Source organism: Kineococcus sp. G2, from assembly GCF_037154035.1.
GTDB lineage: Bacteria > Actinomycetota > Actinomycetes > Actinomycetales > Kineococcaceae > Kineococcus.
Genome location: NZ_JBBBEM010000020.1, coordinates 89,856 through 104,974, shown reverse-complemented (window position 1 = coordinate 104,974; position 15,119 = coordinate 89,856). Strand labels below are relative to the sequence as shown.

Annotated in this window: 14 protein-coding genes; 9 read left to right on the top strand and 5 right to left on the bottom strand. The window is 73.7% G+C overall.

Annotation, left to right across the window (positions count from 1 at the left end; all coding sequences use genetic code 11):
• Positions 1-74: 74 nt before the first annotated feature.
• The 4 genes from V9U69_RS04710 to sdhC are packed head-to-tail and all read right to left on the bottom strand — an operon-like array spanning position 75 to position 3,687.
• Positions 75-920, bottom strand: a complete 846-nt coding sequence (locus tag V9U69_RS04710; protein ID WP_337060147.1) for a succinate dehydrogenase iron-sulfur subunit — start codon at positions 918-920, stop codon at positions 75-77.
• Positions 920-2,755 (bottom strand): FAD-binding protein, encoded by a 1,836-nt coding sequence (locus tag V9U69_RS04705; RefSeq protein ID WP_337060146.1) that lies wholly within the window; start codon positions 2,753-2,755, stop codon positions 920-922. Before V9U69_RS04705 ends, V9U69_RS04710 begins: the two co-directional genes overlap by 1 nt.
• A 31-nt stretch (positions 2,756-2,786) precedes the next feature.
• Positions 2,787-3,260, bottom strand: a complete 474-nt coding sequence (locus V9U69_RS04700) for a succinate dehydrogenase hydrophobic membrane anchor subunit (RefSeq protein WP_337060145.1) — start codon at positions 3,258-3,260, stop codon at positions 2,787-2,789.
• Between the two features lie 10 nt (positions 3,261-3,270).
• A complete protein-coding gene (gene sdhC / locus V9U69_RS04695; RefSeq protein ID WP_442907585.1) occupies positions 3,271-3,687 on the bottom strand; it encodes a succinate dehydrogenase, cytochrome b556 subunit in 417 nt (138 codons plus the stop codon).
• Between the two features lie 359 nt (positions 3,688-4,046).
• Between sdhC and V9U69_RS04690 the strand changes: the two genes are divergently transcribed.
• From V9U69_RS04690 to V9U69_RS04650, 9 genes are all read left to right on the top strand, one after another.
• Complete coding sequence (locus tag V9U69_RS04690) at positions 4,047-5,177, top strand: mannose-1-phosphate guanylyltransferase (protein ID WP_442907592.1); 1,131 nt, start codon at positions 4,047-4,049, stop codon at positions 5,175-5,177.
• A 38-nt stretch (positions 5,178-5,215) separates the two neighbouring features.
• On the top strand, positions 5,216-6,460 hold the full coding sequence (locus tag V9U69_RS04685; protein WP_337060143.1) for an amidohydrolase: 1,245 nt from the start codon (positions 5,216-5,218) through the stop codon (positions 6,458-6,460).
• Positions 6,461-6,636: 176 nt separating this feature from the next.
• On the top strand, positions 6,637-7,725 hold the full coding sequence (locus V9U69_RS04680) for a BMP family lipoprotein (RefSeq protein ID WP_337060142.1): 1,089 nt from the start codon (positions 6,637-6,639) through the stop codon (positions 7,723-7,725).
• Positions 7,726-7,780: 55 nt separating this feature from the next.
• On the top strand, positions 7,781-9,295 hold the full coding sequence (locus V9U69_RS04675) for an ABC transporter ATP-binding protein (protein ID WP_337060141.1): 1,515 nt from the start codon (positions 7,781-7,783) through the stop codon (positions 9,293-9,295).
• Entirely contained in the window at positions 9,292-10,515 is a 1,224-nt protein-coding gene (locus V9U69_RS04670) for an ABC transporter permease (protein WP_337060140.1), read from the top strand. The genes V9U69_RS04675 and V9U69_RS04670 overlap by 4 nt, the downstream gene beginning before the upstream one ends.
• The gene (locus V9U69_RS04665) at positions 10,512-11,810 is read left to right on the top strand and encodes an ABC transporter permease (RefSeq protein WP_337060139.1); all 1,299 of its coding nucleotides are present in this window, start codon (positions 10,512-10,514) and stop codon (positions 11,808-11,810) included. The genes V9U69_RS04670 and V9U69_RS04665 overlap by 4 nt, the downstream gene beginning before the upstream one ends.
• Positions 11,807-12,271 carry a cytidine deaminase gene (locus V9U69_RS04660; RefSeq protein ID WP_442907584.1) on the top strand — a complete coding sequence of 155 codons (465 nt, stop codon included), beginning with the start codon at positions 11,807-11,809 and terminating at the stop codon, positions 12,269-12,271. The genes V9U69_RS04665 and V9U69_RS04660 overlap by 4 nt, the downstream gene beginning before the upstream one ends.
• Positions 12,268-13,554: a thymidine phosphorylase gene (locus V9U69_RS04655; RefSeq protein WP_337060138.1), complete on the top strand. Its 1,287-nt coding sequence runs from the start codon at positions 12,268-12,270 to the stop codon at positions 13,552-13,554. The genes V9U69_RS04660 and V9U69_RS04655 overlap by 4 nt, the downstream gene beginning before the upstream one ends.
• Before the next feature lie 98 nt (positions 13,555-13,652).
• Entirely contained in the window at positions 13,653-14,129 is a 477-nt protein-coding gene (locus V9U69_RS04650; RefSeq protein WP_337060137.1) for a DUF4190 domain-containing protein, read from the top strand.
• A gap of 77 nt (positions 14,130-14,206) precedes the next feature.
• Here V9U69_RS04650 and V9U69_RS04645 read toward each other — a convergent pair whose 3' ends face one another.
• Positions 14,207-15,067 carry an aldo/keto reductase gene (locus V9U69_RS04645; protein ID WP_337060136.1) on the bottom strand — a complete coding sequence of 287 codons (861 nt, stop codon included), beginning with the start codon at positions 15,065-15,067 and terminating at the stop codon, positions 14,207-14,209.
• Positions 15,068-15,119: the final 52 nt, after the last annotated feature.

The window sequence follows — 15,119 nt, the reverse complement described above, 5'->3', positions numbered from 1 at the left end:
CGAACGCGCGAAGGCCCGCCCCGCTGCGCGAGCGGGACGGGCCTGGCGGGTGCGGCGCCGGGTGGGCGCCGGAATCAGAACTTGCGGGCGATGATCGCCTGCTTGACCTCGGCGATCGCCTTGGTGACCTGGATGCCGCGCGGGCACGCCTCCGAGCAGTTGAAGGTCGTGCGGCAGCGCCACACGCCCTCCTTGTCGTTGAGGATCTCCAGGCGCAGGTCGGAACCGGCGTCGCGGCTGTCGAAGATGAACCGGTGCGCGTTGACGATGGCGGCCGGGCCGAAGTACTGCCCGTCGGTCCAGAACACCGGGCAGCTGGAGGTGCACGCGGCGCACAGGATGCACTTGGTGGTGTCGTCGAAGCGCTCGCGGTCCACCTGCGACTGGATGCGCTCGCGGGTCGGCTCGGCGCCCTTGGTGATGAGGAACGGCATGATCTCGCGGTAGGAGGCGAAGAACGGCTCCATGTCCACGAGGAGGTCCTTCTCCACCGGCAGGCCCTTGATGGGCTCGACGGTGATGGGCTTGTCGAGGTTGAGGTCCTTCAGCAGGACCTTGCACGCGAGCCGGTTCACGCCGTTGATGCGCATCGCGTCCGAGCCGCACACGCCGTGCGCGCACGAGCGGCGGAACGTCAGGGAGCCGTCCACCTCCCACTTCACCTTGTGCAGCGCGTCCAGCACGCGGTCCGTGCCGTACATGGTGAGGCGGTGCTCCTCCCACCGCGGCTCGGAGTCGCGCTCCGGGTCGTAGCGGCGGATCTTCAGCGTCACCTCGAAGCTGGGCACCTCGCCCGTGCCGCCGATGTTGCCGCCCTCGCGGGGCTTCGCGCCGCCGTCGCGCTCGGACGCGGCCTGGGCGGACTTGGCGGAACCGGCCTCGCCGCTGGTCTCGCGCGGAGTGGTCTCGAAGTCGGACATCAGTACTTGCGCTCCATCGGCTGGTAGCGCGTCTGGACGACGGGCTTGAAGTCCAGGCGCATCGTGGGCTGACCGTCGACGCCGGCCTCGCGGTACACCATCGTGTGCCGCATGAAGTTGACGTCGTCGCGGTTGGGGTAGTCCTCGCGGAAGTGACCGCCGCGGGACTCCTTGCGCTCCAGGGCGCCCAGGCACATCACCTCGGCGAGGTCCAGGAGGAAGCCGAGCTCCAGCGCCTCGAGCAGGTCCAGGTTGTAGCGCTTGCCCTTGTCCTGGACCGCGGCGCGCGCGTAGCGCTCCCGGAGCCGCTCGATGTCGGTGAGGGCCTGCTTGAGGGTGGCCTCGGTGCGGAACACCTGGGCGTTGGCGTCCATCGTCTCCTGCAGCTCCGAGCGGATCGCGGCGATCCGCTCGGAGCCGGCGGGGCGGTCGCGCAGCTCGGTCAGCTGCGCCACGACGGCGGCCTCGGGGGCCTCGGGCAGTGCGACCCACTGCGCCTTCGTCGCGTACTCCGCGGCGGCGATGCCGGCGCGGCGGCCGAAGACGTTGATGTCCAGCAGCGAGTTGGTGCCCAGGCGGTTGGAGCCGTGCACGGACACGCACGCCACCTCGCCCGCGGCGTACAGGCCCGGGACGACGTGGGTGTTGTCCGAGAGGACCTCGGACTCGACGTTCGTCGGCACGCCGCCCATCGCGTAGTGCGCGGTCGGGTACACCGGCACCGGCTCGGTGTACGGCTCGACGCCGAGGTAGGTGCGGGCGAACTCGGTGATGTCCGGCAGCTTGGCGTCGATGTGCGCCGGTTCCAGGTGGGTCAGGTCGAGCAGGACGTAGTCCTTGTTCGGCCCGGCGCCGCGGCCCTCGCGCACCTCGTTGGCCATCGAGCGGGCCACGATGTCGCGCGGCGCGAGGTCCTTGATGGTGGGCGCGTAGCGCTCCATGAACCGCTCGCCGTCGGCGTTGCGCAGGATGCCGCCCTCGCCGCGGGCGGCCTCGGACAGCAGGATGCCCAGGCCCGCCAGGCCGGTCGGGTGGAACTGGAAGAACTCCATGTCCTCCAGCGGGATGCCGCGCCGGTAGGCGATGCCCATGCCGTCGCCGGTGAGGGTGTGGGCGTTCGAGGTCGTCTTGTAGACCTTGCCCGCCCCGCCGGTGGCGAGGACGACCGACTTGGCCTGGAAGACGTGGATCTCACCGGTGGCGAGCTCGTACGCCACGACGCCCGCGACGCGCTTGTCGCCGGGCACGCCGATGGACGGCGGCGTCTCGGCCGCCGGCTGCCCGACGGCGCCCTCGATCTCGTCGCCGGTGCGCGCCTGGTCGGCCGGCACCATCAGCAGGTCGAGCACGTAGAACTCGTTGAAGAACTCCACCTCGTGCTTGACGCACTGCTGGTAGAGGGTCTGCAGGATCATGTGGCCGGTGCGGTCCGCGGCGAAGCAGGAGCGCCGCACCGGCGCCTTGCCGTGGTCGCGGGTGTGGCCGCCGAAGCGGCGCTGGTCGATCTTGCCCTCGGGCGTGCGGTTGAACGGCAGGCCCATCTTCTCGAGGTCCAGGACCGCGTCGATGGCCTCCTTGCACATCACCTCGGCCGCGTCCTGGTCGACGAGGTAGTCGCCGCCCTTGACGGTGTCGAAGGTGTGCCACTCCCAGTTGTCCTCCTCGACGTTCGCCAGGGCGGCGCACATGCCGCCCTGGGCCGCACCGGTGTGCGAGCGCGTCGGGTAGAGCTTGGTGAGCACGGCCGTGCGGGCCCGCTGGCCCGCCTCGAGCGCGGCGCGCATCCCCGCGCCGCCGGCGCCGACGATGACCACGTCGAACTGGTGCGTCTGCACAACTGCCTCCCTGAGTGCTGGTGGTGGCCGCTCAGCGGGCCGAGCAGAAGTCGAAGTTCCGCGTGGGGTCCGCGCAGGGGTCGAAGGTGAAGATGACCAGGGTGCCGACGACCAGGACGATCACCGTGGCCAGGTACAGCGCCATCTTCAGCCAGAAGCGCGTCGCGTCGCGTTCGGCGTAGTCGTTGATGACCGTGCGGACGCCGTTGGTGCCGTGCAGCTGCGCCAGCCACAGCATCAGCAGGTCCCAGGTCTGCCAGAACGGGCTGGACCACTTGCCGGCCACGAACGCCCAGTCGACCTGGTGGATGCCGTCGCCCTGGACGAGGTTGATGAACAGGTGGCCGAAGACGAGGACGATCAGCGCCAGGCCGGACATCCGCATGAACAGCCAGCCGTGCAGCTCCCAGTTCGGGCGCGTGGAGCGGCTGCGCTTGTACGGGGAGCGGGGGGTCTCCAGGGCGGGCGCGTAGCTGCCGCCGGGGGTCTGCTCGGGTGCGCTCATCGGGGCCGCCTCAGTGGGTGAAGACGTTGGTCAGGTGGCGGACGAGGAAGGGCACCATCAGCGCGAACCACACGACGACGACGCCCCAGAAGAGCTTGCGCTGGTGCTGCGTGCCCTTGTGCCAGAAGTCGACCAGGATGATCCGCACCCCGTTCAGGGCGTGGAACACCACGGCGCCCACCAGGCCGGCCTCGCCGAGGCCCATGACGGGGTTCTTGTACTGCTCGATCACCGCGTCGTACACCTCCGGGGACACCCGCACCGTGGCGGTGTCCAGGACGTGCACGAACAGGAAGAAGAAGATCAGGACGCCGGAGATGCGGTGCATCACCCAGGACCACATGCCCTCGCGTCCGCGGTACAGCGTGCCCGCGGGCTTGATCCCGCTCTTCTTCCCCTGCGACGGCGGGGTGAGGCTCGTGGCCACCGGCGTCCTCCTCGATTTCGTCCGACGCCGGTTCCTCCCGGGCTCCGGCGCACGGGTGGCGGCGTCCGACGTCCATCGTAGGCGCGCGGGGGTGGCCGATCGCGCTGCGGAGGTCGGTGCGGAGGTTTTGTGACGAAGGACTCACGGGGTGCGGGACCTCTGGCCCGAACAGGTGAGGCTCACCTCATCCTAGCCCGGCCGGTGGTCCCGGCCGGGCCGGATCGCGCCCCCGGCGCCGGGGGCGCCGGTAGGTTCGCCCCGTCGATCCGGACGAGGGGGAGGGGCCAGGCGTGCAGGAGCAGGACGGGACCGGCGGGGGCACGAGCACGACGGGCGGCGCGGGGGCGCCGCTGTGGTCGGTGGACGACCTCGAGGACGCGCAGATCGACCTGTCCGACTTCCACGCGGTCGTGCCCGCGGGCGGGGCCGGCACCCGGCTGTGGCCGCTCTCGCGCAGCCACCGGCCCAAGTTCCTGCTGGACCTCACCGGCCGCGGGCGCACCCTGCTGCAGTCCACCTGGGACCGCCTGCTGCCGCTGACCGAGGCGCAGCGCACGTGGGTGGTGACCGGGCGCGCGCACGCCGACGCCGTCGCCGCCCAGCTGCCGGAGCTGCCGGCGGAGAACATCCTGCGCGAGCCGTGCCAGCGCGACTCCGCCGCCGCGATCGGGCTGGCCGCCGCCGTCCTGGTGCGCCGCGACCCCGACGCCGTGCTCGGCTCCTTCGCCGCCGACCACAACATCTCCGGCCGCGACGACTTCGAGTCCTCCGTCGAGGAGGCCGTGGTCACCGCCCGCCGCGGCTTCGTGGTCACCATCGGCATCGCGCCCTCGCACCCGGCCACCGGCTTCGGCTACATCCGCCTGGGCAAGCGGCTGCGCCTGCAGGGGGCCCCCAACGCCCGCCGCGTCCTGCAGTTCAAGGAGAAGCCGGACGCGCGCACCGCCTCCGCCTACCTCTCCACCGGCGACTACCGCTGGAACGGCGGCATGTTCGTCTCCCGCGCCGACGTGCTGCTGGAGCTGCTGGCCGAGAACGTCCCCGCCCTGCACGCCGGCCTGCAGCGCATCGCCGACGCCTGGGACACCCCCCGCCGCGACGCGGTGCTGGCCGAGCAGTGGCCGGCCCTGCAGTCCATCGCCATCGACCACGCGGTGGCCGAGCCGGCCGCCGAGGCCGGGCGGGTGGCCGTCGTCCCGGCCACCTTCGGCTGGGACGACGTCGGCGACTTCTCCTCGCTGGCGGAGCTGCTGCCCGCCGAGGTCGACGAGCCGCGCGTGCTCGGCGACGCCGCCCTGGTGCTCACCGAGCAGGTCGCCGGCGGGCTCGTCGTGCCCGCCAACGGGCGCGTCGTGGCCCTGCTGGGCGTCGACGACCTCGTCGTGGTCGACACCCCCGACGCCCTGCTGGTCACCACGCGCGCCCGCGCCCAGGAGGTCAAGAAGCTCGTGGCCCGCGCCAAGGAGGCGGGCCTGGACTCCGTCGTGTGAGCGGCGGGCCGCGCGGGCGGGAGTAGCGTGGGCAGCCCATGAGCAGCGACACCGGGAACGACACCGCCACCGCCGCCGCCCGCCCGGCGGCGACCGTCGGAGCGACCCCGCAGCTGACCGCGGCGCTGGCGGCGGCGCACCTGCCCGCCGTGGTGGCGCTGCGCCGCGCCGTGCACGCCCACCCCGAGCTGGCGCGCGCCGAGCGCCGCACCACCACCGCCGTCGCCGAGCTGCTCACCGGTGCCGGCCTCGCGGTGCGCCTGCTGCCGGGCACGGGGCTGGTCGCCGAGGTCGGCCCCGAGGGCGGGCCCGCGGTCGCCGTGCGCGCCGACCTCGACGCGCTGCCGCTGGAGGAGACCACCGGCCTGCCGTACGCCTCCGCCGTGCCCGGCGTCGCGCACGCCTGCGGCCACGACGTGCACACCGCCGCCGTCGCCGGCGCCGGCCTGGTCCTGGCGGACCTGCACCGCGCCGGTGCGCTGGGCCACCGGGTGCGCCTGCTCTTCCAGCCGGCCGAGGAGGTCATGCCCGGCGGTGCGCTGGACCTCGTCGGCGCCGGGGTGCTGGAGGGGGTCGCCGCGCTGTACGGGCTGCACTGCGACCCGAGCCTGGACGTGGGCACCGTCGGGCTGAAGGCCGGCCCGATCACCTCAGCCTCCGACCACGTGACCGTGCGCCTGTCCGGCACCGGCGGGCACACCTCGCGACCGCACCTGGCCGGCGACCTCGTCTTCGCCCTCGGGCAGGTGGTCACCCAGCTGCCGGCGGTGCTGACCCGCCGCGTCGACCCCCGCTCGGGCGTGAACCTCACCTGGGGCGCCGTGCACGCCGGCGACGCCGCCAACGCGGTGCCCGCGGAGGGGTACGCGCAGGGCACGCTGCGGTGCATGGAGACCGAGGCGTGGCAGCACGCCGGGGAGCTCGTCGAGGACGTCGTGGCCGACCTGGTGCGCCCCTACGACGTGCGCGCCGAGGTCGTGCTGGTGCGCGGCGTGCCGCCGGTGGACAACGACGTGCGCGCCACCGCCGTGCTGGAGGAGGCCGCGCGCACGACGCTGGGCGCCGACGCCGTGCTGCCCACCCGGCAGTCGCTGGGCGGGGAGGACTTCGCCTGGTACCTGCACCACGTGCCCGGGGCGATGCTGCGCCTGGGCACCCACCCGCCGGGCGGTGCGCGCCACGACCTGCACCGCGGCGACTACGCCCCGGACGAGGGAGCGCTCGCGGTGGGGGTGCGGGTGCTGGCGGCCGCGGCGTCGGCTCCCCGCGCGCTGCTGCGCTGAGCCCCGCGCGCTGCTCCGTTGAGGGGTGTCCGAGGTCACGATCGGGCACGTTGCGCGCCGAGCGGACCTGAGCGCGGCAGGTTGCGCACTACGATGACCGGGCGCACGTCGATGTGGCTTCGACGTCCCGCGCCCCGACTGCCGGACGCTCGCGCCGGACGACCTGGAGGACCACCGTGAAGACCTTCTCCCGCCTCGCCCCGGCCGTGGCCGTCGGTGCCGCCGCCCTGCTCCTCGCCTCCTGCGGCGAGCGGCCCACCGAGACGGCGGCCGAGGGCGGCACCTCCGGCGGCGAGGCGTACGAGGCCTGCATGGTGCTCGACACCGGCGGCGTGGACGACCGCTCGTTCAACCAGTCGTCCTGGGCCGGAATGGAGGCCGCCGCGGCCGAGAACCCGGACATCGAGATCTCCTACGTGCCCTCGGCCGACGACACGCAGTACGTGCCCAACCTGCAGGCGCAGGTGCAGCAGGGCTGCGACACGATCATCGGCGTCGGCGGCCTGATGTCCGACGCCATGAAGGAGGTCGCCTCCGCCAACCCCGAGCAGTCGTTCGCCGAGATCGACTCCGCCTCCGAGCTGGAGAACGTCTACGGCCTGCAGTACAACACCGCCGAGGCCGCCTTCCTGGGCGGTTACCTCGCCGCCGGCATGACGAAGACGGGTGTCGTCGGCACCTGGGGCGGCCTGCCCATCCCGCCGGTCACCATCTTCATGGACGGCTTCTGGGAGGGCGTGCAGCACTACAACCAGCAGAACGGCACGAACGTGCGCGTCCTCGGCTGGGACGAGAACAACCCCGGCGGCGGCACCTTCGCCAACAGCTTCACCGACCAGGCCGCGGGGCGCTCCATCACGGAGACCCTCGCCGCCCAGGGCGCCGACATCATCATGCCGGTGGCCGGCCAGGCGGGCCTGGGCGCCGGTGCGGCCGCCGAGGCCGCCGGCGGGAACCTCAACCTCATCTGGGTGGACACCGACGGCTGCGAGAGCGCCGCGCAGTACTGCCAGTACTTCGTCTCCTCGGTGACGAAGAACCTCACCGACTCGGTGAAGGAGTACGTGCTGGCGGCCGCCGACGGCGAGGCCCCCACCGGTTCCTACGTCGGCACCCTGGAGAACCAGGGCGTGGGCCTGGCGCCCTTCAACCAGTTCGAGGACGACGTCCCCCAGGAGCTGAAGGACCAGCTGGAGACGGTGCGCCAGGGCATCATCGACGGCAGCATCGAGATCACCTCCCCGAACGCCATCACCGCCGGCTGAGCACCGGCCCGACGACAGCGAGCGGTTCAGCGGCGACGAGAGGGACGACGCGCACGTGGAGCTGGAACTCCGAGGCATCACCAAGCGCTTCGGGTCCCTCGTCGCCAACGACGGGATCGACCTGACGGTGCGCGAGGGCGAGATCCACGCCCTCCTGGGCGAGAACGGTGCCGGCAAGAGCACGTTGATGAACGTGCTGTACGGGCTGTACACGCCCGACGAGGGGCAGATCCTCGTCGACGGGGAACCGGTGGAGTTCTCCTCCCCGGGCGACGCGATGGCGGCGGGCATCGGCATGGTGCACCAGCACTTCATGCTGGTGCCCGGCTTCACCGCCGCGGAGAACATCGTCCTGGGCGCGGAGATGACCCGCGGCGGCGGTCTGCTGGACCGCCGCCGCGCACGGGCGCGCGTGGTGGAGACCTCCGAGCGGTTCGGCCTGGCCGTCCCGCCGGACGCCCCGGTGGGCGACCTCGCCGTGGGCGTGCAGCAGCGCGTGGAGATCCTCAAGGCCCTGCTGCGCGAGGCGAAGGTCCTCGTCCTCGACGAGCCCACGGCCGTGCTCACCCCCGCCGAGACCGACGACCTCATGCGGGTCATGCGCGAGCTGGCGGACGCGGGCACCTCCATCGTCTTCATCACGCACAAGCTGCGGGAGGTGAAGGCGGTCGCCGACCGCATCACCGTCATCCGCCGCGGCCGGGTGGTCGGCTCGGCCGAGCCCACCGCCTCGGCCGAGGAGCTGGCCGCCCTCATGGTCGGGCGCGACGTGCGCCTGGTCGTGGACAAGGCCCCCGCCACCCCCGGCGAGCCGGTGCTGGAGGTGACCGGCCTGCGACTGGCCGACCCCTCCGGCGCGGTCCTGCTCGACGACGTCAGCCTCACGGTGCGCGCGGGCGAGGTGCTGGCCGTCGCCGGCGTCGACGGCAACGGGCAGAGCGAGCTGACCCGCAGCGTCGTCGGCCTGCAGGAGGTGGACTCCGGCGCGGTGCGCCTGGCCGGGGAGGACGTCACCGGCCTGCCGGTGCGGCAGGTGCTGCAGCGCGGGGTCGGGTACGTGCCCGAGGACCGCCTGCACGACGGCCTCGTCGCGTCCTTCAGCATCGCCGAGAACCTCGTGCTCGACCTCGTCGACACCCCCGGGTTCTCCGCCGGCCCGTCCGTGGACCGCGCCGCGGTCGAGCGCAACGCGGCCGAGCGCATCGCGGAGTTCGACATCCGCACCCCCGGCGCGGACGCCGCGGTCTCCACCCTCTCCGGCGGCAACCAGCAGAAGGTCGTGCTGGCCCGGGAGATGTCCCGGCCGCTGAAGCTGCTCGTGGTCGCCCAGCCCACCCGCGGTGTCGACGTCGGCAGCCAGGAGTTCGTCCACCAGCGGATCGTCGCCGAGCGCGACCGCGGTGCCGCCGTCCTGCTCGTGTCCACCGAACTGGACGAGGTGCGCGCCCTCGCGGACCGCATCGTCGTCATGTACCGCGGCCGCATCGCCGGCGAGGTCGGCCCCGACGCCGACTCCGAGCAGCTGGGCCTGCTCATGGCTGGCGCGCAGCCGCAGGGAGGAACCCCGTGAGCACCGACGCCCCCGCGACGCCGGTCCAGCCGCCGGCGGGCACCCCGCGCCGCCGCCGGCCCAGCGCCGGCGGCGAGTGGCTCGTCACCGCCTTCGCCGTCCTCGGCGCCCTGATCGTCGGGGCGGTGCTCATCGCCGTGGGCGACGCGCGCACCCGCGCCGCGGCGGGGTACTTCTTCACCTACCCGTGGGACACGTTCTCCAACGCCTGGTACGCGGTGCGCGACGCCTACGTGGCCCTGCTGGAGGGCGCGGTCTACAGCCCGGCGCTGAGCGGCGCCGGTGCGCTGGGGCCCGTCTCCGAGACGCTGGTCAACGCCACCCCCCTCATCCTCGGCGGTCTCGCCGTGGCCCTGGCGTTCCGGGTGGGCCTGTTCAACATCGGCGCGCAGGGCCAGGTCATCCTGGGTGCGATCGCCGCGGCCTGGCTGGGGTTCACGTTCGACCTGCCCGTGGTGCTGCACCTGCTCGTCGCCCTGGTCGGCGGCGTCCTCGGCGGCGCCCTCTGGGGCGGGATCGTCGGCTGGCTGAAGGCGCGCACCGGCGCCCACGAGGTCATCACCACGATCATGCTCAACTACGTGGCGATCAACCTGCTGATCTTCCTGCTGGGCGTCCCCGGGTTCCAGCGCCCGCCCTACGGGCAGGCCATCTCCGAGCAGGTCGACGCCAGCGCCACCCTGCCGGCGCTGCTGGGCGGGTCGCTGCGCGTGCACGCCGGCCTGCTGCTGGCGCTGCTGGCGGCGCTGGGCGTGCACTGGCTGTTCGAGCGGGCCCGCCTCGGGTTCCGGCTGCGCGCCGTGGGCGCCAACGCCGACGCCGCGCGCACCGCCGGCATGGACGTGGGCCGGCTGCAGGTCGTGGCGATGGGCCTGTCCGGTGCGCTGGCCGGGCTGGCCGGCGCCTCGCAGGTCCTCGGCGTCAGCGGTAGCGTCACCGGCAGCGTCGCCGGCAGCATCGGCTTCGACGCCATCACCGTGGCGCTGCTGGGCCGCAACAACCCGTGGGGCGTCGTCGGCGCCGGTCTGCTCTTCGGCGGCCTGCGCGCCGGCGGTGTGCAGATGCAGTCGGCCACCGGCGTGCCCGTCGACCTGGTGGGGGTCCTGCAGGCCCTCATCGTCCTGTTCATCGCCGCGCCCGCCCTCGTGCGGGCCGTGTTCCGGCTGCGCGCCGGCGGCCGCGGCGTCGGCACCGAGCTGGCCGGGGGGTGGAGCCGGTGAGCGCGCTGACGCGACCGGGGACGGTCGAGGACCGCGAGCGCACCGAGCCGCGCGCCGGCCGGCGCGCGCGGGGCGTGTCCGGCGCGCTGCTGCTGCTCGTCGGCCTGGCGACCGTGGTCGGCTGGGGCCTGGGCTCCGGCCCCGGCGACGCCACGTTCTCCTTCGGCGGGGACACCGTCGTGACGCTGCCCGACCTGACCCTGCCGGGCACCGCCACGCCGGTCGTGCTCGGCGGTGTCGTGGCCCTGCTGGGCCTGTACCAGCTGGCCCGCGGCTTCCGCTCGCGGCGCACCCCGCTCGTGGCGGGGGTGGCGGTCGTCGCGTTCGTCCTGGCGTTCCTGGCGTGGGCCATGAGCGGCGGGGAGGGTTCCTCCATCGACGTGGTGCGGCTGCTGCGCTCGACGGTGTTCCTGGCCACCCCTCTCATCCTCGGCGCGCTGGCCGGGGTGCTCGGCGAGCGCAGCGGCGTCGTCAACGTCGCCATCGAGGGGCAGCTGCTCACCGGCGCGTTCACGGCCGCGCTCGTCGGCTCGCTGGCCGGCAGCCTCGGCGCCGGGGTCGTCGGCGGGGTCCTGTCCGGCGCGGTGGTCGGCTGGCTGCTGGCGGTGTTCGCGATCCGCTACCGCGTCAACCAGGTCATCCTCGGCGTGGTCCTCAACGCCGCCGCCCTGGGGTTCACCGGCTGGGCGTACAAGGCGCTCATGCAGTCCGACACCGCCCGGTTCAACTCGCCCGGCGTCCTGCAGCCGGTGGCGATCCCGGTGCTCTCGGAGATCCCCGTGCTGGGGCCGCTGCTGTTCGAGGCGAACGTCGTCGTCTACCTGATGTACGTGCTCATCGTGGCGCTGCAGGTCGTGCTGTTCCGCACCCGCTGGGGCCTGCGCACCCGCGCCGTGGGCGAGCACCCCAAGGCCGCCGACACCGTCGGCGTGCCGGTGCTGCGCATGCGCTACGTCAACGTGGTCGTGGCCGGCGGCATGGCGGGCCTGGGCGGGGCGTTCCTGTCCGTCGGCACCATCGGCCCGTTCACCGAGAACATGTCCGCGGGCAAGGGGTTCATCGCCCTGGCCGCCGTCATCTTCGGCCGCTGGACCCCCAAGGGCGCCGTGGCGGCCTCCCTGCTGTTCGGGTTCTTCGCCGCCCTGCAGACCCTCGTGGGCGTCCTGCCGTACGGCTCGGCGGTGCCGGCCAGCTTCCTGTCGGCGCTGCCGTACCTGGCGACGATCTTCGCGGTGGCCGGTTTCGTCGGGCGGGTGCGTCCCCCGGCGGCCAGCGGAGAGCCGTACCCGGCGTGAGCGAGGAGACCGTGACCCGTCCCGGACCCGACTTCGAGGCCCTGCGCGCCGCGGCGCGCGCGGCCCTGGCCCACTCGTACTCGCCGTACTCGCGGTTCCCCGTGGGGGCCGCCGCGCTCGTCGACGACGGGCGCGTGGTGTCGGGGGCGAACATCGAGAACGCCTCCTACGGCGTGACGCTGTGCGCCGAGTGCACCCTCGTCGGGCAGCTGCGCATGAGCGGCGGCGGCCGGCTGGTGGCGTTCGCGTGCGTCGACGGCGCCGGGAACGTGCTCATGCCGTGCGGGCGCTGCCGCCAGCTGCTGTTCGAGTTCGGCGGCCCCGCCCTGCTGGTGGACACCCCGCGCGGGGTGCTGCCCATGACCGAGGTGCTGCCCGACGCGTTCGGCCCGCACGACCTGGACGACCCCGCCCGCAGGACCCCCGCCCCCAGCGACCCCACCGAGGAGCCCCGCCCGTGACCCAGCGGTTCGCCGCCGTCGACGTCATCCGCACCAAGCGCGACGGCGGCCGCCTGTCCGACGCCCAGATCGACTGGGTGATCGACGCCTACACCCGCGGCGAGGTCGCCGAGGAGCAGATGTCGGCGCTGGCCATGGCGGTGTTCCTCAACGGCATGTCCCGCGAGGAGATCAGCCGCTGGACCGCCGCGATGATCGCCTCCGGTTCCCGGCTGGACTTCACCGACCTGCCCCGCCCCAGCGTGGACAAGCACTCCACCGGCGGGGTCGGCGACAAGGTCACGCTCCCGCTGGCGCCGCTGGTCGCCGCCTGCGGGGCGGCCGTGCCGCAGCTGTCCGGGCGCGGCCTCGGCCACACCGGCGGCACCCTGGACAAGCTGGAGTCCATCCCCGGCTGGCGCGCCTGCCTGGAGCTGCCCGAGATCCGGCAGCAGCTGATCGACGTCGGCGCCGTGATCTGCGCCGCCACCGGCGACCTCGCCCCGGCGGACAAGAAGCTCTACGCGCTGCGCGACGTCACCGGCACCGTGGAGGCGATCCCGCTGATCGCCAGCTCCATCATGAGCAAGAAGATCGCCGAGGGCACCAGCGCGCTCGTCCTGGACGTCAAGACCGGCTCCGGGGCGTTCATGAAGGAGCTGGCGCAGTCGGTGGCGCTGGCCGAGGCGATGGTGGCGCTGGGCACCGACGCGGGGGTGCGCACCACCGCGCTCGTCACCGACATGTCCACCCCGCTGGGCCGCACCGCCGGCAACGCGCTGGAGGTGCGCGAGTCCGTCGAGGTCCTCGCCGGCGGCGGCCCCGCGGACCTGGTGGAGATCACCCTGGTGCTGGCGCGCGAGATGCTCGCCGCCGTCGGGCTGGACGCCGTCGACCCGGCCGACGCCCTCGCCGACGGGCGCGCCATGGACGCCTGGCGGCGCATGGTCGCCGCGCAGGGCGGCGACCCCGACGCGCCCCTGCCCACCGCCGCGCACACCCACGACGTGCTCGCCCCGGCCGACGGCTTCCTCACCGAGGTCGACGCGATGGCCGTGGGCGTGGCCGCCTGGCGCCTCGGCGCCGGCCGCGCCCGCCGCGAGGAGTCCGTGCAGGCCGGCGCGGGCGTCGAGCTGCACGCCGTGCGCGGGGACGCCGTGCGCGCCGGGCAGCGCATCGCCACCCTGCACACCGACACCCCCGAGCGCTTCGCGTGGGCGCTGGAGGCGCTCGAGCCCGGTCTCGCGGTGGGTGGCGCGGCACCCGCGGCGGTGCCGCTGGTGCACCGCCGCGTCACCGCCTGAGCCCGGCGCTCCCGCGCGCCCCACGTGCCCCGTCCCGCCCGAGCTGACACGATCGGCGCGAGAACGACAGCCGCGACCGCACCGAACGAGGGGACGACATGTCGACGCCGGGCAACGACCAGTACGGCAACCAGTACGGCGGCAACGAGTACGGCAACCAGTACGGCAACCAGTACGGCGGCTACCAGGACCCGGCCTACGGCGGGAAGCCCCGCAACGGCGCGGGCCTGGCGTCGCTGATCCTGGGCATCGTCGGCCTGCTGCTGTGCTGGTTCCTGGGCATCGGGATCGTCCCGGGCATCATCGGGCTGATCCTCGGCATCGTCGGGATGAAGCGCGCCAAGCGGGGTGAGGCGACCAACCGCGGGGTGGCGATCGCCGGCGTGGTCACCAGCGTCCTGGCAGTCCTCGCCTCGGCGGTGTTCCTCGCCATCACCATCGCCCTCGGCAACTTCATCGCCGACAACAGCGCTGACATCACGGCGTGCATGGAGCAGGCCGGCGACGACGTCGCCGCCCAGCAGGCGTGTCAGCAGGAGTTCGCCGACGACCTGGCGGACCAGCTCGGCGGCTGACCCGCACCGCTCGGGGCGGACGACCGCAGCGACCGGGGCGCACCCGGTCGCTGCGGTCGTCGCCGTCCGGGCGTCCCTCAGGCGGCGTCGGTGAGGGCCCGGAACTCCTCGTCGGTCAGTTCGACGCCGGCCGCGGCGCAGTTCTCCTCGAGGTGCTCCACCGAGGAGGTGCCGGGGATCGGCACGATCACGGGGGAGCGGCGCAGCAGCCACGCCAGCGCCAGCTGACCGGTCGTGGTGCCGGGGTGGTTCCCCGCGACCGCGTCCAGCGGGCCGCCCGGGCGCGCGAGGGTCCCGGCGTCCACGGGCGCCCACGGGATGAACGCGATGCCCTGCTCGGTGCAGAAGTCCAGCAGCTCCTCGGCGCGGCGGTCGCCGAGGTTGTAGCGGTTCTGCACCGACGCGACGGGGAGCCCGGCGGCCTGCGCGGCCTTCACGTCGTCGACGTCGACCTCCGACAGGCCCACCTGCTTCGCCAGGCCCTCGTCGAGGAACGACTTGATCTCGCCGAACTGCTCCTCGCGGGGCACCTTCGCGTCGATGCGGTGCAGCTGCCACAGGTCGATCCGCTCCACCCCGAGGCGGCGCAGCGACATGAGGATGCACTGGCGCAGGTACTCCGGTCGGCCCAGCGGCGGCCACACGTCCGGGCCGTGCCGGGTCAGGCCGCCCTTGGTGGCGATGACGACGTCGCCGTAGCCGGAACCGTCGTGCAGGGCCTCCTTGATGAGGTCCTCGGACACGAACGGGCCGTAGGAGTCGGCGGTGTCGATGAACGTCACGCCGAGCTCGACGGACCGGCGCAGGACGCGCACGGCCTCGTCGTGGTCCTCCGGCGGCCCCCAGATGCCGGGGCCGGTGATGCGCATCGCGCCGTAGCCGAGGCGGTGGACGGTCTTGCCGCCCAGCTCGACGGTGCCGCTGTTCGCGACGGACATGGGGTTCCTCTCGCGCGGGGTCGGTGGGGCGGCGCACGCGGCCGCCGCGCCG

Excerpts from the sequence above, each read along its gene's own strand:
- V9U69_RS04645 (WP_337060136.1), bottom strand. The coding sequence starts at position 15,067 with ATGTCCGTCGCGAACAGCGGCACCGTCGAGCTGGGCGGCAAGACCGTC.
- V9U69_RS04685 (WP_337060143.1), top strand. The coding sequence starts at position 5,216 with ATGAGCAGCGACACCGGGAACGACACCGCCACCGCCGCCGCCCGCCCG.
- V9U69_RS04710 (WP_337060147.1), bottom strand. The coding sequence starts at position 920 with ATGTCCGACTTCGAGACCACTCCGCGCGAGACCAGCGGCGAGGCCGGT.
- V9U69_RS04650 (WP_337060137.1), top strand. The coding sequence starts at position 13,653 with ATGTCGACGCCGGGCAACGACCAGTACGGCAACCAGTACGGCGGCAAC.
- V9U69_RS04700 (WP_337060145.1), bottom strand. The coding sequence starts at position 3,260 with ATGAGCGCACCCGAGCAGACCCCCGGCGGCAGCTACGCGCCCGCCCTG.